This is a genomic window from Mixta gaviniae (assembly GCF_002953195.1).
GTDB classification, from domain to species: Bacteria; Pseudomonadota; Gammaproteobacteria; order Enterobacterales; family Enterobacteriaceae; genus Mixta; species Mixta gaviniae.
Genome location: NZ_CP026377.1, coordinates 4506809 through 4527605 on the forward strand (window position 1 = coordinate 4506809; position 20797 = coordinate 4527605).

The following is a 20797-nucleotide window of genomic DNA, read 5'->3' on the forward strand; positions in this document are numbered from 1 at the left end:
AAAACCCGCTTTTCTGCGGCTTTATTCGCCTGTCCGGGACGTTTTTCCGCCCGCTTTTAGCAAAGTGGCCCGCTTTAGCTAATGCTATCCTCTATTTCTCTGCCAATTTTCTTATGGCTGCGGTAACAATAAAGAAGAAGGATGCTTAATGATCAAATCTGCGCGCAGTATGGCCGGTCTGCCCTGGATTGCTGCGATGGCTTTTTTTATGCAGTCGCTCGACGCGACGATATTGAACACCGCCCTTCCCGCTATCGCCGATAGCCTGCAGCGCTCTCCGCTGGCAATGCAGTCTGCGGTTATCAGTTATACCCTGACGGTGGCGATGCTGATTCCGGTCAGCGGCTGGCTGGCCGACCGCTACGGTACGCGCAAAATCTTTATCATCGCCGTTTCCCTCTTTACCTTAGGCTCATTAGCTTGCGCGCTCTCCGGCTCGCTAACGGTGCTGGTGATCTCACGTATTGTGCAGGGTATTGGCGGCGCGATGATGATGCCGGTCGCGCGTCTGGCGTTATTGCGCGCCTACCCGCGCAGCGAACTGCTGCCGGTATTAAACTTCGTAACGTTGCCGGGGCTGGTAGGGCCGGTGGTGGGTCCGATGCTGGGCGGCGTGCTGGTCACCTACGCCACGTGGCACTGGATATTCCTGATCAACATTCCCATCGGCATTCTCGGCATTGTCTATGCGCGCAAATATATGCCGGACTTCACCACCCCGCGTCGCCGCTTCGATGTATTGGGCTTCATCCTTTTCGGGTTTGGCCTGGTGCTGCTCTCCAGCGGCATTGAGCTGTTCGGAGAACGAATCGTCTCCAGCGCGCTTGCCGCCGCAGTGCTGCTGGGCGGGGTTCTGCTACTGCTGCTTTATATTATGCATGCGCGCCGCCACCCCTCGCCGCTGATCGGCCTGCCGATGTTTAAAACGCGCACCTTCTCGATTGGCATTCTGGGGAATATCGCCTCACGGCTTGGCACCGGCTGCGTGCCTTTTCTGATGCCGCTGATGCTGCAGGTCGGGTTTGGTTATTCGGCGATTATCGCCGGCTGCATGATGGCGCCGACCGCGATTGGCTCGATGCTGGCGAAGTCCACTGTCACCAGCGTGCTGCGCAGGCTGGGCTATCGCACCACGCTGGTCGCGATTACGGTGATTATCGGCATGTTCATCGCCAGCTTCTCTATGCAGTCGCCGGGCATGCCTATCGCCGTTCTGCTGCTGCCGCTGTTCTTGCTGGGCATGGCGATGTCAACGCAGTTTACCGCGATGAACACCATCACGCTGGCAGACCTGACCGATGAGAACGCCAGCGGCGGCAACAGTATGCTGGCAGTAACGCAGCAGCTATCGATTAGCTTTGGCGTGGCGGTCAGCGCCGCCGTGCTGCGCTTTTATGAAAACTTCGGCGGCACGACGGTAGAGCAGTTCCACGCCACCTTCCTGACGATGGGCATAGTGACCGTCCTGTCAGCGCTGGTCTTTATGCTGCTGAAGCCGGGCGACGGCCGTCATTTGATCAGCGACCGTGAAAAGCGGCGTAAAAAGGTTTAACGCCCCACGGAGTGTCGTTCGATCAGCTCCGGCGTCAGCACCAGCCTTTGCTGGCTGGCGCCGGGCGCTTTCAGGCGATGGATTAGGGTATCGATCGCCAGCTCGCCCAACTCATCCTTCGGCTGATGAATGGTGGTCAGCGGCGGCGTCATATAACGCGCCAGCTCAATATCGTCATAACCCATGATCGCCATATCCTGCGGAATGCGCAGTCCCGCCTGATAGAGCGCATGGTAGGCGCCCACGGCCATCGCGTCATTACTGGTAAATACCGCCTGCGGCCGCGTTTTGCACGCCAGCAGCGCGTTCATACCGTTGTAGCCGCCCTGAAACTCAAAGTTGCCGTTGACGATATATTCCGGCGGCAACGCAAGCCCTGCCGCCGCCATCGCTTTTTTAAACCCTTCCAGCCGCAGACGCGCCGGCGTTTTGTCCAGCGGCCCGGCGATGCAGGCGATGCGCCGGTAGCCGCGATCGATAAGATAGCCGCCAGCCAGTTCGCCGCCCAGTAAAGAGTTATCCTGAATAATATCGCTGCCGCCCTCGAACGGCGCCCAGTCCATCATTACCGACGGAATACCGGGATAACGCGTCAGAATATCGGCGGAGGGCAAGTGGCTTTCGGTACACATGATCAGCAGGCCATCCACGCGCTTTTGCAGTAGCGTTTCCAGACTACGGTTCATACGATCCTCATCGCCTTCGGTATTGCACAGTACCAGGCTGTAGCCGCGCTCATAGCAGCTGTTTTCCACGCCGCGCACCACTTCGGCGTAAAAGGGTTGCTGCTGGCGGTAAGCAGCATGCCAATAGTATGGGTCTGATTGATCTTCAGGCTGCGCGCCAGCGCGGAAGGGGCGTAGTTAAGTTCGCGGATCGCCGCTTCGATTTTCTCGCGTATCGCTTCGCTGACAAAACGGTTGTTGTTGATAACGTGCGAAACGGTCGAGGTTGAGACGCCCGCCAGGCGGGCGACATCTTTCATAGTGGCCAATCCGCTTACCCCTGCTGCTGTAAGAAGCGGTCTGTCTCTTCCCGCCACGGCACCGATGGCTGCGCGCCGGGGCGCGTCACAGCGATCGCCGCCGCCGCATGGGCGAAACGCACCGCCTCCGGCATCGTCCGCTGCTCCAGCAGTGCGGTCACCAACGCGCCGTTAAAGGTGTCGCCCGCCGCGATGGTATCCACCGCCTGTACGCGAAAGCCGGGAATACGTTGGCCGCTGCCGTTTTCGCTCAGCCAGACGCCGCGGCTGCCGAGGGTGATTAGCACCTGCGCAATGCCCTTTTCATGCAGCGCCGCCGCCGCCCGCGCCGCATCCTCATCGCTTTTTACCGCGATGCCGGTCAGCATTTCCGCTTCGGTTTCATTGGGGGTGATCATATCCACCAGCGCCAGCAGCTCATCGGAGAGCGGCGCGGCGGGCGCCGGGTTAAGGATGACGCGAGTCTGATGCTGACGGGCGATTTTCGCCGCCGCCAGCACGCTTTCCAGCGGCGATTCCAGCTGCATCAGCAGCGCAGAGGCCTCCGCAATGGTCTGCTGATGCCGCGTTACCACATCCGGCGTCAGCGCCGCGTTGGCGCCGGCGTGAATGCCGATGGTGTTCTCGCCTTCGCCGTTAACGAAGATCAACGCCACGCCGGTGGTGGCGCCATCAATGACGGAGACGGGAGAGACGTCGATGCGGTCGGCGGCCAGCTGCTGGCGAATGCGTTCGCCGATATCATCCGCGCCGACGCAGGCGATAAAGGCGATCTGCGCGCCGCTGCGTCCGGCGGCGACCGCCTGGTTCGCTCCTTTGCCGCCGAAAGCGACCTGATACTGCTTCCCGATCACCGTTTCGCCGGGGCGCGGGAACTGCGTCAGATTTAAAATATGATCGGCATTGATGCTGCCAAGTACAGCGAGTTTAGCGGATTGCGTCATTCGGGGTTCATCCAGAAAAGTGCGCCACCTGACGGTGGCGCGTTGCCCTGCTTTTCTTTGTTATTGGGTGACCAGCTTCAGATCAACCGGATTGATAGCCTGTACTTTCTCGCCTTTTAACGCTTTATCCGCGATTTGTACGCCTACCTGGCCAATTTTTTCCGGCATCTGCGCCACGGTCGCGGCCAGTTTGCCGCCTTCAACGGCTTTAACCCCATCAGCGGTGCCGTCGAAGCCCACGACAACCACATCAGATTTGCCGGCAGTTTGCAATGCGCGTAACGCGCCTAACGCCATTTCATCGTTTTGCGCGAACACCGCCTGCACATCCGGATGCGCGGTCAGCAGGTTCTGCATCACGTTCAGCCCCTTGGTGCGATCGAAATCAGCAGGCTGGCTGGCCAGAATCTGGAATTTATGCGCATCGGCAGCCTGTTTGAAGCCCTCGCCGCGCTCACGCGCCGCAGAGGTGCCGGCAATGCCTTGTAATTCGATGATTTTTGCGCTTTCGCCCACTTTTTTAGCGATAAAGTCACCCGCCATTTTGCCGCCGAAGCGGTTATCTGACGCCACGTGGCTGATCACCTTGCCCTGCGACGCTACGCGGTCCAGCGTGATCACCGAGATATTGGCCTGGTTGGCCATTTTAACCGCATTGCCGACCGCATCAGAGTCGGTCGGGTTGATCAGCAGCAGTTTGGTGCCGCGAACGGTCAGATCCTGTACGTTCGCCAGCTCTTTCGCCGGGTTGTTCTGCGAATCCAGCACCACCAGGTTATAGCCGAGCTTATCTGCCTCTTTCTGCGCGCCCTCTTTCAGCGACACGAAGAACGGGTTATTGAGGGTAGAGACCACCAGCGCGATGGTCTCTTTCGCCAGCGCGTTGGCGCTGAGGGTGGCGCCGAGCAGTACCGCCAGTGCAGTCAGTTTGTTCATCTTCATCTTTATATCCTTTGAGGTAAGCGCTATTTACTGCTTTTGTTATCCACCAGGACCGCCAGCAAAATCACCACCGCTTTGACGATCATCTGATAGTAGGAAGAGACGCCCAACAGGTTCAGCCCGTTGTTCAGAAAGCCCAGGATCAGCGCGCCGATCAGCGTGCCCATGATGCGGCCCTTGCCGCCCGCCAGGCTGGTGCCGCCCAGCACCACCGCCGCAATGGCGTCCAGCTCATAGCCGGTACCGGCGGTCGGCTGCGCCGATGAAAGGCGCGCCACTTCAATGGTACCCGCCAGCGCTGCCAGCATGCCGCTCAGCGCATAGACGATGATCTTTACCCGGCTGACGTTAATGCCCGACAGGCGGGTCGCCGCCTCGTTGCCGCCCAACGCATAGATATAGCGGCCGAGGCGGGTGTGATGCAGCATGTACCAGGCCGCGAGGAACACCACCGCCATCAGCCATACCGGCGTCGGAATGCCCAGCGGACGGCCGATGCCGAACCAGCCAAAGAGATCGGCGTTGTCGTTAAAGCCGGTATTCACCGGACTGCCATCGGTATAGACCATGGTGACACCGCGCAGCAGCAGCATCATTACCAGCGTGGCGATAAACGCCTGCACCTTGCCTTTCGCGACAATAGTGCCGGTAATGGCGCCGATAAATGCGCCTAACCCCAGCGCGGCGGCCACGGCCAGCAGCGCATTCACCTCCAGGCCGACGATCGAGGCCGCTACCGCGCCGGTCAGCGCCAACAGCGATCCCACCGACAGGTCGATACCGGCGGTGAGGATAACCAGCGTCATGCCGACCGCCATAATGGCGTTCACCGAGGTCTGTTGCAGGATATTGAACAGGTTATTGACGGTAAAAAAGTTCGGGCTCTGGCTGGCCACCACCGCAATCAGCACAATCAGGGCAATCAGCGATTTCTGCTCCATCAGCCAGGCTTTGCTGAACCAGCGACGACGGGCTGGTAAGGTTTGCGTACTCATAGATGTGCTAACTCCTCGGTGCGTTGCTTGCCTACAGCGGCGGCCATCAGGACTTCCTGCGTGGCCTGTTCAATGGAAAATTCGCCGCTCAGGCGGCCTTCATGCATCACCAGGATGCGGTCGCTCATGCCCAGCACTTCAGGCATCTCGGACGAGACGAGAATGATGCTCAGTCCCTCATCCTTAAATTGGTTGATCAGCTGATAGATCTCTTTCTTTGCGCCGACATCCACGCCGCGCGTCGGCTCATCGAGGATCAGGACGTTCGGCCGCGTCATCAGGCCGCGCGCGATAGCGACTTTCTGCTGATTACCGCCGGAAAGCAGGCCGATTGTCTGATCCATACCGGGCGTTTTGATGTTAAACAACCGGATAAAATCGCTCACCGCCAGCTGTTCGGCGCCGTGCTTCAACCCGCCGCCCGCGCGGCTGAAATAGCGCAGCGCGGTTAGCGACATGTTCTCTTTTACCGTCATCCCCAGCACCAGGCCGTCGCGTTTGCGATCTTCGGAGATATAGACGATGCCGTTCGCCAGCCCGTCCTGCGGCGTGCGGATAATGATATCGCGGCCGTTAAGGGTGACGCGGCCCGCGCTGCGCGGCAGCGCGCCATACAGCACCTTCATCAGCTCGGTGCGGCCCGCGCCCATCAGGCCCGCCACGCCGAGGATTTCGCCTTTGCGCAGCGTAAAGCTGACGCTATCAATGCCCGGCCCGCTAAGGTTTTCCACCTGCAACCGCACCTCGCCCGGCGCCTTGTCCAGCCGCGGGTACTGATCTTCCAGCTTGCGGCCGACCATCATCTCGATCAGCGAGGCTTCGGTCAGCGTATCGACGCTGCGTTCGGCAATAAACTGCCCGTCGCGGAATACCGTCACGTCATCACAAATTTCAAAAATTTCTTTCATGCGATGGGAGATATAGACGATGCCGCAGCCCTGGGCCTTCAGTTCGTTGATCACGCGGAACAGAGAGACGGTTTCGGTATCGGTCAGCGCATCGGTCGGCTCGTCCATCACGATCACTTTCGATTCGAAGCTCAGCACCTTGGCAATTTCCACCATCTGCTGATCGCCGATGGAGAGGTCGCCGACCAGCCGATGGCTGCTAAAGCGCAGGTTCAGCCTTTTCAGCAGCGCGTCCGCTTCGGCGTGCATCTTTTTCCACTCAATACGGCCAAGGCGGCTGACGAACTCGCGCCCCAGAAAGATGTTTTCGGCAATCGAAAGCTGCGGGATCAGGTTCAGCTCCTGATGGATAATGCCAATCCCCGCCTCCTGCGACGCTTTCGGCCCGCTGAAGTGCGTCTCCTGGCCCAGCCACTGCAACGAACCGGCGTCACGGCTGTAGATGCCGGTCAGCACTTTCATCATGGTGGATTTGCCCGCGCCGTTTTCTCCTACCAGCGCCATCACCCGGCCCGGATAAACCGAGAGCGAAGCGCCGTTAAGCGCCTTCACGCCGGGGAACGATTTTTCAATGCCTGTCAGTTGCAGTAACGGTTGCATGGCAGCCTCAGAAGGTCACGCCGGCGGTCAGGATAATATTGGCGTACGGGGTGCATTCCCCGCTGCGCACCACCGCCTGGCTCCGTTGCGTTAAGGTTTTGAAATGTTCGTGCGGGACATACTCAATGCGGATAGCGTTGCCCTGCTGCTGCTGTAGTGACGCCAGCAGCGCCAGCAGTTCACGGTGCAGCCCGGCGTTATGCTCGCGGATCTCTTCGGCAATAACCGCGCTTTCCACCTGCATCTCATGAGTGACCGCCTGCGCCACCTGTAAAAAGGTAGGAATACCGTGCGTCACGGCTAAATCGATGCGCTGCGGCCCTGGCGGGATCGGCAGACCGGCGTCGCCAATCGTCAGGCTATCGGTATGGCCAAGACGGGCGACGACGGCGGATATTTCGGCGTTAAGTAGGGGGCTTTTTTTCATTCTACGCTCCTCAGCGAAACGTTTCGCTGGACGGGAGTGTCAGAAAAAGCGGTGAATAAGACAACAGGAAGGTAACGAAATTGTGATCGCTATCGAAACGTTTCGCTGGCCGGCGGGGAAATTTGATTTAGGCAGAAAAGCGGGCCTGACAGGCCCGCAGAGAGACGATTAGCTAAAGACCATGCCGCCGTCGATTAACAGCGCCTGTCCGGTCATATAGTCGGAATCGGGGCCGGCAAGGAACGCGACGCAGGCGGCGACATCTTCCGGCTCAGAGAGACGTCCCAGCGTAATGCGCTTCGCGAACTCAGCGGTGCCGTATCCCGGCGGCTGACCCGCAGCGGCGGAAACCTGACGATCGATCTCATCCCACATCGGGGTTTTGACGATACCCGGGCAGTAAGCGTTAACGGTAATGCCCAGCGGCGCCAGATCGCGTGCAGCGGTCTGGGTCAGGCCGCGCACGGCGAACTTGCTGGAGCTGTAAACCGCCAGCTCCGGGTTACCGACGTGGCCCGCCTGAGAGGAGGCGTTGATGATCTTGCCGCCACGGCCCTGCGCCTTAAACGCTTTCACCGCCGCCTGAATGCCCCAGATCACCCCTTTAACGTTGATGTTGTACACCTTATCAACGATTTCCGGCGTAATGTCTTCGATAAGCGTGGTCGGCGCGATGCCGGCGTTATTGACGATAACGTCAAAGCCGCCCAGCTGCTGCTGGGTCTGCTCTACCGCCGCAAAGACCTGATCGCGGTCAGAGACATCCGCCTGCAGAGCGACCGCTTTGCCGCCCTGACCGTTAATCTCTTCGGCGACCTGACGCGCCGTTTCCACGTTGTAATCGACAACCGCGACGGCAAATCCATCTTTTGCCAGCCGCAGCGCGATAGCTTTACCAATGCCCTGACCGGAACCGGTCACCAGTGCCACTTTGCTTTCCATAACTGCTCCTTGCTGAGTTGATAAAGGGAATTACAGGATCTGGCTCAGGTGCAGCTGCCCCATCAGTTTCGGGTTGTCGGCATAATCGACCGGCACGGCGACTACCGCTGGTCCCTGAACGTCCATCGCTTTGCGCAGGATCGGCTCCAGCTGATCGGCGCTTTCTACCGCAAAGCCGGCGGCGCCGAAGGCTTCCGCATAGGCTTTGAAATCGATCGGGCCGAACTTCACGCCGGAAACGCGCTGGTATTTCTGCTCTTCCTGGATCGCCACCATATTGTAGGCGTTATCGACCCAGATAATGTGCAGCACGTTGGCGCCCAGACGCACCGCCGTTTCCAGCTCCATGCTCGACTGCATAAAGCCGCCGTCGCCCGAAACCGAGACCACTTTGCGGCTCGGATCCACCAGCCAGGCGCCGATCGCCCACGGCAGCGCCACGCCCATGGTTTGCTGACCGTTGGAGATCATGATCTGACGCGCGCGGAAACTATAGAGATAGCGGGCGATCCAGATATGGAAGCTGCCCATATCCACCGTCAGGGTGACATCTTTATTAATGATGTCCTGCATGGCGCGTACGATGCGCAACGGATGCAGGGCAAACTGGTTCAGCTGATGACCGCGCATCGCCAACAGTTCACGCTGCTGCTGACGATCCTTCAGGATATCCGCCGACTCGGCGCTAAGGTGCAGCGGCGCTTCAATCCGCGCGGCAAGTTTCTCCAGCGTTGAGGCGATATCGCCGATCAGCTCCGCGTCCGGCTGATAGCAGTTATCAGTTTCCGCCGGCAGCACATCAATATGCACCAGCTCGGCGTGACCGCTGTTCCACTTCGCCGGCTCATATTCCACCGGGCTGTAGCCGATAGTGATAATCAAATCCGCCTGACGCAGCAGCCGGTCGCCCGCCTGGTTATTGAACAGCCCTACGCGGCCCGCAAAGCGTGAAAAGTGAGACTGCGAAACGGCGCCGGCCGCCTGATAGGTGCTGGTTACCGGAATATGGCTGCGTTCCAGCAGACGATGCAGCGCGGTAGCGTTGTGCGGCTGGCTGGCCATCAGGCCCAGCAGAATAATCGGGTTTTTCGCTTTGGCAATTTTGTCGGCGACCGCATTGATGGCGCCTTCCGGCGCGGAACCGAGCAGCAGCTCGCCCGCCGGGGCCAGCACGTTGCCGCGCACCGGTCCGTCGACAATATCCTGCGGCAGGCTGACGAAGGCACCGCCGGGACGGCCCAGCTCCGCATAGCGGAAGGCATTGGCGAGGATTTCACCCAGCGCATCGGGCGCGCCCACTTCCACCGCATATTTGGTGATCGGTCGGAACATGCCGACGGTATCCATACTCTGATGGACCAGCTTGGCGCTGTCCGCGCGTTTCACCGCGCCGCCTAACGCCACCACCGGATCGCCTTCCGAAGTGGCGGTCGCCATACCGGTAATCAGGTTAGAGCAGCCGGGGCCGGAAGTGACCAGCGCCACGCCCGCTTTGCCGGTCAGGCGTCCTACTGCTGCCGCCATAAACGCCGCGTTCGCTTCATGGCGAACCGGGATGGTCTGGATAGAGGAGTCCACCAGCGAATCGAACACTTTGTCTACTTTGGCACCGGGAATGCCGAACACCTGCTTCACGCCCTGCGCCTCCAGCTGGGCAACAATTAAATCGGCGCCGTGCGCCCATTCTTTTTGCATATCGCTTTTCATTGTTTCTCCTGTGGCGGGGATTAGCTTTCAACCGCGCGAATGGCGCTGTCGAGATCGTCAGGGTTGAGATTGGCCTGCAGAAAATCGGGGTCCTCAGGCAGATCGACCACCAGCTTGCTGATGGCGCCGAAGGTCAGCACGCCCGACTCCAGGCTATAATCCAGTACGTGACCACCGCCCTGACGGTCATCGGTAATGAAATGCTCGTGATAGCCGGCGACGTTGATGCCCTGCATATATTGCGGCGTGCGGAAGCCGATCAGCACGCCGTCACGCTGGTCGAAATGGAACGTCGGCTGCTGTTCCACCGCTTCCATCATCGGCTTATAGGGACGGTGCTGACAGGGCACGGTACGCGTGGCGACCTGGGTAAAACGGCCATCGATACGCAGCGCGCAGAACTGGTTATCCGACGTAATGTGTTGATTGATAATCTCATGCACCGCGTCACGATCGGCCGGGCCGTCGAAGCGATGTTCATATTGCGGCTGGAAAAAGGTCATCACCGCGAAGGGTGTACGCTGGTCCGGACGGGCCGCGTTGGCGCTGCCGTCGGCGCGCAGCTGGTAAACCTGACTGTTAAACGCGATCAGCTCGCCATCGAGACGGTTGAAGGTGCCCAGGCCGAAGTCGCCTTTTTTCAGCAGGTCGGCGATGGTGCGCGACCCTTCGTAGACGCCGCTCAGCAGCGCGCTCATTAATGAGGTCTGATAGATTACGCTTTCTGGCTGTTCTTTGCGCATGGCGCTAATCGTATCAGTGAGTTGTTTCTCGCATAAACAATCGGTTACAGAATGCGACATTATTCCCTCCCTTACAGAAAAGGTTAATATTCATTAACTGTAATGTTGACTCGATTCAGTGCGAGAATCCAATATAGAAACCCCTTCACTTTGAGACGTTTTTGATATGGAACTACGGTATCTGCGTTATTTCGTCGCCGTCGCGCAAACGCGCAACTTTACGCGCGCCGCTGAAATGCTGGGGATCTCCCAGCCGCCGTTGAGCCAGCAGATATTGCGTCTGGAACGCGAGATCGGCACGCCGCTGCTCAGGCGCTTAACGCGCGGCGTGGAGTTGACGGAGGCGGGCGAAGCGTTTTATCAGGACGCCTGCCAGATCCTCGACCTGACCGGCCACGCGCTGGAGAAAGCGAAAGGGATCGCGCGCGGCGTTACCGGCAAACTTTCGCTCGGTTTCGCCAGTTCGGTCGCCTTTCATCAGGATATTTTTCGGCTGCTGCACACTTTTCAACAGCAGTTTCCGTCGGTAACGCTGCTGCCCCGCGAGGCGAGCATGTCGACGCTGATGCAGGATTTACAGGAAGGTTTGCTGGACGCCGCCTTTGTGCGCCTCCCCTGCGAGACCAGCAAAGCGTTTCATCTGAAACTGATTGCCAGTGAAGCGATGCGCATCGTACTCCCCGCCTCGCATCCGCTGAGCGGGCAGCAAGAGATACGGCTGACGCAGCTGAGCGATACGCCGATGGTGATGTTTCCACGCGAAGTGGCGCCCAGCCTGTATGAATCGATAATCAGCGCCTGCGTGCGCGCCGGCTTTCAACCGCAGACCGGGCCGCAGGCGCCGCAGATCTCTTCCGCCATCGGCATGGTCGCCGCCGGCTTCGGCTTCGCGCTGGTGCCGGAATCGCTGAGCTGTGTCACGATGCCGGGCACCCGTTTTCTGCACTGTCCGGAAGCGTCGCTGACCACCGACGTGGCGCTGGCCTGGCGACGCTGGGACCGCTCGCCGACGCTCCAGCATCTGCTGGAGACGCTGGCGCAGCAGCTGAGCGCACAGGATCACTGAATCTTGCGCACCTGCTTCACTTCCAGCTGCGCATCGTTGAAGGCCTTATCGATCTCTCCCTGCAGCTCGACTTTATCTTTGGGAGAGACGCTCTGGCCTTGCCAGTCTTTATCATCAATCTCGACGGAGAGCGTCCCCGTTTCGTCACGGAACAGATAGTCGTCATCGCTGAGGCGTTTTTCGATTGTGCCGCGCACCGTCGCCCAGCTGTCATCTTTCATCTCTTTCGCTTCTTTTACCGTCACCACATTCTGCGGCCCTTTAAAGCCGCCTTTCTGCGCTTCGGTCTGCGGCGCGTTCGGATCAACAAAGCCGCCGCTCTGCGCCGCCAATGCCGGCATCGTGAACAGAGCAACCATCGCAACCATTGCAGCATGCTTTTTCATCATCTTTCCCTCTTTTGGTGAATGACGTTGGTAGACGCCCTAAGTACAGCACAGGGTTCTTAACAGGATCTTAAGGCGGTGGTTTTTTTTCTCGCTTTGCCGGCGGCCATGACTATTTGCCCCGGCGGCCTGTACAAGCGGCGTGCAGGTTTCGTATAACGGCGGCAGTCACCTCATCAGGAAGGAAGCGATGCGCATTCTGTTAATTGAAGACGACCGTTTAATTGGGGACGGCATCCGGGCGGGACTGGGCAAGCTGGGATTTAGCGTCGACTGGCTGACGGACGGCCAGCAGGGGATGCAGGCGCTGAGCGCGGCGACTTACGACGCCGTGGTGCTTGATCTCAGCCTGCCGCAGCTGGACGGGCTGGATATCCTGCGCGCCTGGCGCGACCGGGGCGAAGATATTCCGGTGCTGATCCTGACCGCGCGCGACGCGGTGGCGCAGCGGGTAGAAGGCCTGCAGCAGGGGGCGGATGATTACCTGTGCAAGCCTTTCGCCCTCAGCGAAGTCGCCGCGCGCCTGCAGGCGCTGATCCGCCGCCGTCACGGCCAGCTGCAGCCGACGCTGAGCCACGGTTCGCTGTCGTTCGATCCCGCGGCGCGTGCGGCGACGCTAAACGGCGCGCCGGTGGAGCTGAAGCCGCGCGAGCTGGCGTTGCTGGAGCTTTTTATGCTGAACCCGGGCCGCGTACTGACGCGGGCGCAGCTGGAAGAGAAGCTCTACAGCTGGGAGCAGGATGTCTCCAGCAACGCCGTGGAAGTCCATATCCATCATCTGCGCAAAAAACTGGGCAATAGCTTTATTCGCACGGTGCATGGCGTGGGCTATACGCTGGGGGAAAGCGCATGAGCCGCCTCAGCCTGCGCGCCCGCCTGACCATCGGTTTCCTGTTGCTTACCGCGATCTGCTGGGGCGCCGCCAGCATCAGCGCCTGGTTTCAGGCACGCCATAACATCAATCAGCTGTTCGATACGCAGCAGATGCTGTTTGCCCGGCATCTGGCTGCCCTGACGCCGGACACGCTGAGCCAGCCGGCGGCCGCGCTGCCGGAAAGCAAAAAAATGCTGCGCCATCACCGCGGCGAACAGGAGGATGACGCGCTGGCCTTCGCCATTTTTACCCGCGACGGAAAGCGGGTGCTGGATGATGGCGATAACGGCAGAGATTTCCTGTTCGAACCTAACTGGCGCGGCTTTCGCGATGGCCGACTGCGCGACGATGACGATCTCTGGCGCACGCTTTGGCTGAACACGCCCGACGGACGCTACGTGGTGGCGGTTGGGCAGGAGCGGGAATACCGCGATGAGATGACTGCCGACGTGGTGCGCAGCACGCTGCTGCCGTGGCTGGCGGCGCTGCCGGTGATGGCGCTGCTGCTGCTGTGGCTGCTGCAGCGCGAGCTGGCGCCGCTCCGGCAGATCGCCCACCAGCTGCAGCGGCGCTCTCCCGATAGCAACGAGGCGCTGAACGCGAGCCGGCTGCCGACGGAAGTGCGTCCGATGGCGGACGCGCTGAACGATCTGTTCGCCCGTATTCACGCCATGCTGCAGCGCGAGCGACGCTTTACCTCCGACGCGGCGCATGAGCTGCGCAGCCCGCTCGCGGCGCTTAAAGTACAGAGCGAGGTGGTGCAGCTGGCGCATGACGACGCCGCCATGCGCCAGCACGCGCTGAGCAACCTGGACGCCAGCATCGATCGCGCCACCCGGCTGGTGGATCAGCTGCTTACGCTGTCGCGGCTGGATGCGCAGCGGGCGCTGGCGGAGAGCGAAACGGTAGACGCAGAGACGCTGCTGCAACAGGCGATTGTCGAACAGGACGCCGCAGCACAGCGGGCCGGCATTACCCTGCGGCTGGAGAAACAGACGACGACGGCGCAGCGTTGGCAGGGGCATCCGCTGCTGCTCTCTTTGCTGCTGCGCAATCTGCTGGACAACGCGATCCGCTACGGCCGCGCCGGCGGTAGCGTAACGCTGATCCTGCGTCAGCGTCAGCTGGAGATCTGCGATGATGGGCCGGGTGTCGATGCAGAGGCACTGGAACGCATCGGCGAGCGGTTTTATCGTCCGCCCGGACAGGAAAAATCGGGCAGCGGGCTCGGCCTTTCCATCGTGCAACATATCGCTGCGCTGCACGGCATGCGTATGCGGCTGGCGAACCGGCCGCAGGGCGGTTTCAGTGTTACCTTCGACCTGCCATAAAAAAGAGCAGCCCCGGCTGCTCTCAGTCAGTTAAATCTCGACCTGGGTACCCAGTTCGATGACCCGGTTAGGCGGGATTTCAAACTGATCGGGCGCACGCAGGGCGTTGCGCTGCAGCGCGAGGAACAGCTTGCCGCGCAGATGCAGATACCAGGGCCGTTTGCCGATGATCAGCGATTCATGCGACATAAAGAAGGAGGTCTCCGTCATGCGGCAGTTCAGCCCTTCCAGGCCGCAGCGGTGGAAAATCTCTTCCATGTTCGGCGTCTCGCGCCAGCCGTAGCTGCCCACTACGCGCCAGAAAGTCGGCGAAAGCTGTTCGATGGTAACGCGCCGCACGTTATGCACGTATGGCGCATCTTCCGTGCGCAGCGTCAGCAGTACCACGCGCTCATGCAGCACCTTGTTGTGCTTCAGGTTATGCAGCAGCGCAAACGGAATGACGTTCAGGGCGCGCGACATATAGACGGCGGTGCCCGGCACGCGCACCGGCGGTGATTTCTCCAGCGAGGCGATCATGGCGTCCAGCGAGTTGCCGTGTTCATGCATACGACGCAGCAGGCGGAAACGCTCGCTCTTCCAGGTGGTCATGATGATAAACATCGTCAGGCCCAGGCAGAGCGGCAGCCAGCCACCGGAGAAGATCTTGATCAGGTTGGCGGAGAACAGCGGAATATCGATGCAGAGCAGCGTCACCAGAATCAGCGCCACCAGCAGGCGATTCCAGTGCCAGTTCTTTATCGCCACGGTGCAAACCAGAATAGAGGTTAAAATCATGGTGCCGGTGACGGCGATGCCGTAGGCCGCCGCCAGGTTGCTGGAGTGTTCGAAGCTAATGATCACAATCAGCACCGCATAGTAGAGCAGCCAGTTAATCACCGGGATATAGATCTGGCCGGACTCTTCCTCGGAGGTGTGAATAATGCGCATGGGTGGCAGATAGCCCAGGCGCACCGCCTGACGGGTCAGCGAGAAGACGCCGGAAATCACCGCCTGCGAAGCGATAACCGTCGCCAGCGTGGCGAGGATCAGCATCGGGATCAGCGCCCAGTCCGGCGCCAGCAGAAAGAAGGGGTTTTTGATCGTCTCTGGGTGCTTCAGCAGCAGCGCGCCCTGGCCGAAGTAGTTCAGCACCAGCGAGGGGATCACGACGCTGAACCAGGCGAGGCGAATCGGCTTTTTGCCGAAATGGCCCATATCGGCATACAGCGCTTCAACGCCAGTGATCGCCAGCACCACCGAACCCAGCGCGAAAAACGACACCTGCTTATACTCCAGGAAGAAGTGTACCGCCCAGGCCGGATTCAGCGCCTGCAGCACTTCCGGATTATTGAGAATGCTGCGCCCGCCCAGCACCGCCAGCACGATAAACCACAGCAGCATCACCGGCGCGAACAGCTTGCCCACCATGCCGGTACCATGTTTCTGAATGATAAACAGCAGCGTCAGAACGGCAATCGACAGCGGCACGATATAGGGGTCGAGCGACGGCGCGGCAATCTCCAGGCCCTCGATGGCGGACATCACCGAGATCGCCGGGGTGATCACCACTTCGCCGTAGAAAAAGCTGCCGCCAATCAGCCCCATGATCACCAGCGCGGCGGTGGCCTTGCCGCCGGTATTGCGCCCCGCCAGCGACATCAGCGTCAGAATGCCGCCTTCGCCGGCGTTGTCGGCACGCATCACGTAGCTGATGTACTTCAGGGAGACCACCATGATCAGCAGCCAGAAAATCAGTGATAAGAAGCCGAACACAGCGTCGCGCTCAACGCCGAAACCAAATTGTCCGGACAGACATTCGCGTAGGGTATAAAGCGGACTGGTGCCGATATCCCCGTAAACCACACCTATTGCCGCCAGGGTGACTGCGGCGAGCGGCTGCTTCTTGTCAGAACTCATAATGTCATCTTTTGTTGGAGCGCTGCGACGCATCGGCGCGCACGGCTCAGGCCATCAAAAAGCGCACAGTATGCCTAATTTTAAGTAAAAACCCACCCCCGGTCGGCGATGGTTTTCGACAATAATCGGCAATAGAAGCGTCGCCTCACCCTTTCAGGATAAAAAAGCTGACGGCTATCAATGCTTTCAAGCATGATAGCCAGTAGTGTTTGCGCCCGCCAATCGGCTAAAGCGTGTGCAGTAGTAACAGGATAATTGACTGATTATGGCTCAACCACATTTACTGGCTGAAAGAATTTCACGCCTCAGCAACGCCTTAGAAAAAGGCCTGTATGAGCGCCATCATGCCATACGCCTTTGTCTGCTGGCCGCGCTCAGCGGTGAAAGCGTCTTTTTACTTGGCCCGCCCGGCATCGCCAAGAGCCTGATTGCGCGCCGCCTGAAATATGCCTTTCAGCATGCGCGCGCCTTTGAATATCTGATGACCCGCTTCTCCACGCCGGAAGAGGTGTTCGGCCCGCTCTCTATTCAGGCACTGAAAGATGAAGGCCGCTATCAACGGCTGACCAAAGGGTATCTGCCCGACGCGGAGATCGTATTTCTGGATGAGATCTGGAAAGCAGGGCCGGCCATTCTGAATACCCTGCTTACCGCGATTAACGAACGGCGCTTCCGCAACGGCGACAGCGAAGAGCGCATCCCGATGCGGCTGCTGGTCACCGCCTCCAACGAGCTGCCGGAAGCGGACAGCGGGCTGGAAGCGCTGTATGACCGGATGCTGATCCGCCTTTGGCTGGACAACGTGCATGAAAAGCATAACTTCCGCAATATGCTCATCCACCAGCAGGATGAAAACGCCAATCCGGTGGACAGCGCGCTCTGCATCACCGATGACGAGTACCGGCAGTGGCAGGCCAGCATCAGCCAGGTAGCGCTGCCGGAGCCGGTGTTTGAGCTGATTTACCAGCTGCGCCAGCGGCTGGAAGCGCTGCCCGACGCCCCCTACATCTCCGATCGCCGCTGGAAAAAAGCCATTCATCTGCTGCAGGCGTGCGCCTTTTACAGCGGCCGCCAGGCGATCGCGCCGGTAGACCTGATCCTGCTGAAAGATTGCCTGTGGCACGATATGGCTTCGATGTCGCTGCTGGAACGTGAGATCGAAAGCCTGATCACCGAACAGGCGTGGCAGCAGCAGCCAATGCTGATCGCGCTGCAGCATATCAAAGCGCGCCATCTCGCCCTCGCGCAACAGCAGAGCCTCGATCGCGCCGTCCGGCTGGAAAAGCACGGCGGCATGTTCAGCCGCAAGGCGCACTATGCGCTGCCGGCGGCGCTGAACGCCGAACAGCTGACGCTGATGCTGCAAAAACCGCTGACGCTGCATGATATGCAGGTGACGCACGTGGTCATCGCGCGCGACGCCCTGCAGCACTGGCTGCTGAAAGGCGGCGAAGCGCGCGGCAAACTGAACGGCATCGGCTTTGCCCAGACGCTGGATCTGCAGGTAGACGGCAACGACTGCCTGACGCTGCGCGACGTTAGCCTGCAGGCGTCACGCCTGGCGCTGCCGGGTGAAATCAGCCACGAGGCGGTGCCGGCGGAGATCGCCGAGGCGCTGGACGCGCTGGACGCTCAGCTGCGTGCGCAGCGCGCGCTTTTCGCTCAGCATCAGCGCTGCCTGTTTATCAGCGACGACTGGCTGGCGCGCATCGAAAACAGCCTACAGGATGTGGCCGAACAGCTGAAGAAAGCCAGACAATGATCTCGCTGGATACGATCAGCACCCTGCTGTCGATCGGCCAGACCCAGCTGATCGAAGATCTGGCGATCGCCCTGCTCGCCTCACCGCAGCTGGTGCTGTTTTTCGAAAAGTTTCCCGGCATGAAGAAGGCGCTGCTGCGCGACCTGCCACGCTGGAAAACGGAGATCGGCGAACGGTTAAAAACCACGCCGGTGCCGGAGGCGCTAAAGCAGGAGTTTCGGCTTTTCCAGCAGCATCAGGCGCTGGGCCAAAGCGCCTTTACCCAGGCGTTGCCGGCGCTGCTGTCACGGCTGGATGCGTTCGCCTCTCCCTTCGCCGGGCAGGCGCGCACGCTGGCGGGCCACTGCGATGGCCAGCAGCTTAGCCCGGCGCAGCACACCCTGTTTCTGCAGCGCTGGCGGCTCAGCCTGACGCTGCAAACCATGACGCTGAATGAACATCTGCTGGAGGAGCAGCGGGAAAACCTGCTGGCCGATCTGCAGCAGCGCATGGCGCTGAGCGGTCAGCTGGCGCCGGTGCTGTCGGAAAGCGACGAATCTTCCGCCGGACGGCTGTGGGATATGAGTGCGACGCCGCTGCAGCGTGGCGATTATCAGCTGATCGTGGAGTACGGCGAGTTTCTCGCCGGCCAGCCAGAGCTGATAAAGCTGGCGCAGCAGCTGGGCCGCAGCCGCGAAGCGAAAGCGGCACCGGCGGAAGAGGCGCCGCCGGAGGCGTTTCGCCAGCCGGTCCGCCAGCCGGATAGCGTGCCGGAAGAGGTAAACGGCCTGCACCAGAGCGAAGATGTGCTGCGCCTTTTACCCGCGGAGCTGGCAACGCTCGGCATCAGCGAGCTGGAAGTGGAGTTCTATCGTCGACTGGTGGAGAAGCGCCTGCTCACCTATCGTCTGCAGGGAGAGGCCTGGCGCGACAAGGTCGTGCAACGCCCGGTGAGCCATCAGCAACAGCAGGCCTGCCCGCAAGGCCCCTTTATTGTCTGCGTGGATACCTCCGGCTCGATGGGCGGCTTTAACGAACGCTGCGCGAAAGCGTTCTGTCTGGCGCTGCTGAAGGTCGCGCTGGCGGAGAAGCGCCGCTGCTACATTATGCTGTTCGCCCATGAGGTGATCGGCTACGAGCTGACCGCCGAAGACGGCATCGCGCAGGCGATCCGCTTTCTCAGCCAGCGCTTTCGCGGCGGCACCGATCTGGCCGCCTGCCTGGAAGCGGTGCTGTTGCGTCTGCAGGACGCCGCCTGGCGTGATGCGGATGCGGTCATCGTCTCGGACTTTATCGCACAGCGCCTGCCGGAACAGATCATCAAAACCGTTCAACGCCATCAACAGCAGCAGCATCAGCGTTTCCACGCCGTTGCCATGTCGGCGCACGGCAAGCCGGGAATTTTGCGCATCTTTGATCATATCTGGCGGTTCGACACCGGGCTGAAACAGCGTCTGCTGCGCCGCTGGAAACGCTGACCCGCCGCGGTTCCGCGCAGGCAGCAGCTTTGACTTTGCAATCCCTGCAGGCAACGGTAGGATGCCTCTGTTCCGCCGGGCGCGTTTTCCCGGCCGTTGATCCCTTCTTCTTTATACTTAGCCAAGTGGAGCGAAACGTGGCAGAAACGCTGCAACTCGATAATCTGGATCGCGGGATCCTCAATGCGCTGCTGGAGAACGCCCGCACCGCCTACGCTGAACTGGCCAAGCAATTCAACGTCAGCCCCGGCACCATCCACGTGCGGGTAGAGAAAATGCGCCAGGCCGGCATCATTATCGGCACGCGCGTGGAGATCGACCCGCGCCAGCTGGGCTATGACGTCTGCTGCTTTATCGGCATCATTTTAAAAAGCGCGCGCGACTATCCGGCGGCACTGGCGAAGCTGGAGGCGCTGGACGAAGTGGTGGAAGCCTGGTACACCACCGGGCACTACAGCATCTTTATTAAGGTGATGTGCCGATCGATCGACGCACTGCAGCAGGTGCTGATCAACAAGATCCAGACCATCGATGAAATCCAGTCCACCGAAACGCTTATCTCCCTGCAGAACCCGATCATGCGCACGATCAAGCCATGATCTGTGTATAACCTTATCCCTGACGTGGCGCCGCGCGGCAACGGCGGATCCACGTTATTCCCCTCTGTTCATCTTCTGGTTTTCCACAGGTAGATCCCAGCCTGATCACAGCGTACAATGCTCGCTCTTAAAGACAGCACGTTGCAGGATCGCATCATGGCAGATATCACCCTTATTAGCGGCAGCACTCTCGGCAGTGCGGAATATGTAGCAGAACATCTGGCCGACAAGCTGGAGGAAGCAGGCTTATCTACCGAGACGCTGCACGGTCCGGCGCTGGATGAACTTCCGCTGCAGGGGATCTGGCTGGTGGTCAGCTCTACCCATGGCGCGGGCGATCTGCCGGATAACCTGCAACCGCTATATGAAGAGCTGGAGCAGCAGCGTCCCGATCTTTCCGGCCTGCGTTACGGCGCCGTCGGCATCGGCAACCGGGAATACGATCTGTTCTGCGGTGCGATTAAGCAGTTTGACCAGCTGTTGATCGCCCTGGGTGCGAAGCGTATCGGCGAACGGCTGGAGATTGATGTGTTGGAGCATGAGATCCCGGAAGATCCGGCAGAGGCCTGGCTGGAAAACTGGCGACCTTTGCTGTAGATCGCACGATCAATGCTGGGATCACCGCGCTTTTTTCCATTGATCCCCAGCATATTTCACTCTTTTTTATCCCTGGATCCT

18 protein-coding genes and 1 pseudogene are annotated in these 20797 nt (G+C 60.0%); 8 read left to right on the top strand and 11 right to left on the bottom strand.

The window, feature by feature from the left end; translation table 11 throughout:
- The first annotated feature begins 148 nt into the window (after nt 1–148).
- Complete coding sequence (gene mdtD / locus C2E15_RS21095) at nt 149–1552, top strand: multidrug transporter subunit MdtD (protein WP_104959009.1); 1404 nt, start codon at nt 149–151, stop codon at nt 1550–1552.
- On the opposite strand, the pseudogene rbsR reads toward mdtD, so the two are convergent.
- The 9 genes and pseudogenes from rbsR to budA form a co-directional block, all read right to left on the bottom strand.
- Nucleotides 1549–2546, bottom strand: a pseudogene (rbsR, locus tag C2E15_RS21100) (ribose operon transcriptional repressor RbsR). The gene mdtD and the pseudogene rbsR sit on opposite strands and share 4 nt — an antisense overlap.
- Before the next feature lie 5 nt (nt 2547–2551).
- Nucleotides 2552–3481 (bottom strand): ribokinase, encoded by a 930-nt coding sequence (gene rbsK, locus C2E15_RS21105; protein ID WP_104959010.1) that lies wholly within the window; start codon nt 3479–3481, stop codon nt 2552–2554.
- Between the two features lie 60 nt (nt 3482–3541).
- On the bottom strand, nt 3542–4423 hold the full coding sequence (gene rbsB, locus C2E15_RS21110) for a ribose ABC transporter substrate-binding protein RbsB (RefSeq protein ID WP_425438021.1): 882 nt from the start codon (nt 4421–4423) through the stop codon (nt 3542–3544).
- Between the two features lie 23 nt (nt 4424–4446).
- A complete protein-coding gene (gene rbsC / locus C2E15_RS21115) occupies nt 4447–5418 on the bottom strand; it encodes a ribose ABC transporter permease (RefSeq protein WP_104959011.1) in 972 nt (323 codons plus the stop codon).
- Nucleotides 5415–6926, bottom strand: a complete 1512-nt coding sequence (gene rbsA, locus C2E15_RS21120) for a ribose ABC transporter ATP-binding protein RbsA (protein ID WP_104959012.1) — start codon at nt 6924–6926, stop codon at nt 5415–5417. Before rbsA ends, rbsC begins: the two co-directional genes overlap by 4 nt.
- Nucleotides 6927–6933: 7 nt before the next feature.
- Nucleotides 6934–7353 carry a D-ribose pyranase gene (gene rbsD / locus C2E15_RS21125; RefSeq protein WP_104959013.1) on the bottom strand — a complete coding sequence of 140 codons (420 nt, stop codon included), beginning with the start codon at nt 7351–7353 and terminating at the stop codon, nt 6934–6936.
- Between the two features lie 168 nt (nt 7354–7521).
- Nucleotides 7522–8295: a (S)-acetoin forming diacetyl reductase gene (locus tag C2E15_RS21130; protein WP_104959014.1), complete on the bottom strand. Its 774-nt coding sequence runs from the start codon at nt 8293–8295 to the stop codon at nt 7522–7524.
- A gap of 30 nt (nt 8296–8325) precedes the next feature.
- Complete coding sequence (alsS, locus tag C2E15_RS21135; RefSeq protein WP_104959015.1) at nt 8326–10002, bottom strand: acetolactate synthase AlsS; 1677 nt, start codon at nt 10000–10002, stop codon at nt 8326–8328.
- Nucleotides 10003–10022: 20 nt separating this feature from the next.
- Nucleotides 10023–10805, bottom strand: a complete 783-nt coding sequence (gene budA, locus C2E15_RS21140) for an acetolactate decarboxylase (protein ID WP_104959016.1) — start codon at nt 10803–10805, stop codon at nt 10023–10025.
- A 106-nt stretch (nt 10806–10911) separates the two neighbouring features.
- On the opposite strand from budA, the gene C2E15_RS21145 reads away from it, so the two are divergent.
- A complete protein-coding gene (locus tag C2E15_RS21145) occupies nt 10912–11811 on the top strand; it encodes a LysR family transcriptional regulator (protein WP_104959017.1) in 900 nt (299 codons plus the stop codon).
- Here the strand turns inward: C2E15_RS21145 and C2E15_RS21150 are convergent.
- Nucleotides 11805–12197, bottom strand: coding sequence for a YgiW/YdeI family stress tolerance OB fold protein (locus C2E15_RS21150; protein WP_104959018.1), 393 nt, complete (start codon nt 12195–12197; stop codon nt 11805–11807). The genes C2E15_RS21145 and C2E15_RS21150 overlap by 7 nt on opposite strands.
- A 190-nt stretch (nt 12198–12387) precedes the next feature.
- Here C2E15_RS21150 and qseB point away from each other — a divergent pair, with 190 nt between their 5' ends.
- Together qseB and qseC are read left to right on the top strand one after the other, a co-directional pair.
- Nucleotides 12388–13050 (top strand): quorum sensing response regulator transcription factor QseB, encoded by a 663-nt coding sequence (gene qseB, locus C2E15_RS21155; protein ID WP_104959019.1) that lies wholly within the window; start codon nt 12388–12390, stop codon nt 13048–13050.
- Nucleotides 13047–14402, top strand: a complete 1356-nt coding sequence (gene qseC / locus C2E15_RS21160) for a quorum sensing histidine kinase QseC (RefSeq protein ID WP_104959020.1) — start codon at nt 13047–13049, stop codon at nt 14400–14402. Before qseB ends, qseC begins: the two co-directional genes overlap by 4 nt.
- A gap of 30 nt (nt 14403–14432) precedes the next feature.
- Here the strand turns inward: qseC and kup are convergent, their stop codons facing one another.
- A complete protein-coding gene (gene kup / locus C2E15_RS21165) occupies nt 14433–16301 on the bottom strand; it encodes a low affinity potassium transporter Kup (RefSeq protein WP_104959021.1) in 1869 nt (622 codons plus the stop codon).
- A gap of 265 nt (nt 16302–16566) precedes the next feature.
- Between kup and ravA the strand changes: the two genes are divergently transcribed.
- From ravA to mioC, 4 genes are all read left to right on the top strand, one after another.
- Nucleotides 16567–18063, top strand: coding sequence for an ATPase RavA (ravA, locus tag C2E15_RS21170; protein WP_104959022.1), 1497 nt, complete (start codon nt 16567–16569; stop codon nt 18061–18063).
- Entirely contained in the window at nt 18060–19520 is a 1461-nt protein-coding gene (gene viaA, locus C2E15_RS21175) for an ATPase RavA stimulator ViaA (protein ID WP_104959023.1), read from the top strand. Before ravA ends, viaA begins: the two co-directional genes overlap by 4 nt.
- Nucleotides 19521–19657: 137 nt before the next feature.
- Complete coding sequence (gene asnC, locus C2E15_RS21180) at nt 19658–20119, top strand: transcriptional regulator AsnC (RefSeq protein WP_104959024.1); 462 nt, start codon at nt 19658–19660, stop codon at nt 20117–20119.
- 156 nt (nt 20120–20275) lie between these two features.
- Complete coding sequence (mioC, locus tag C2E15_RS21185) at nt 20276–20716, top strand: FMN-binding protein MioC (protein WP_104959025.1); 441 nt, start codon at nt 20276–20278, stop codon at nt 20714–20716.
- Nucleotides 20717–20797 lie beyond the last annotated feature (81 nt).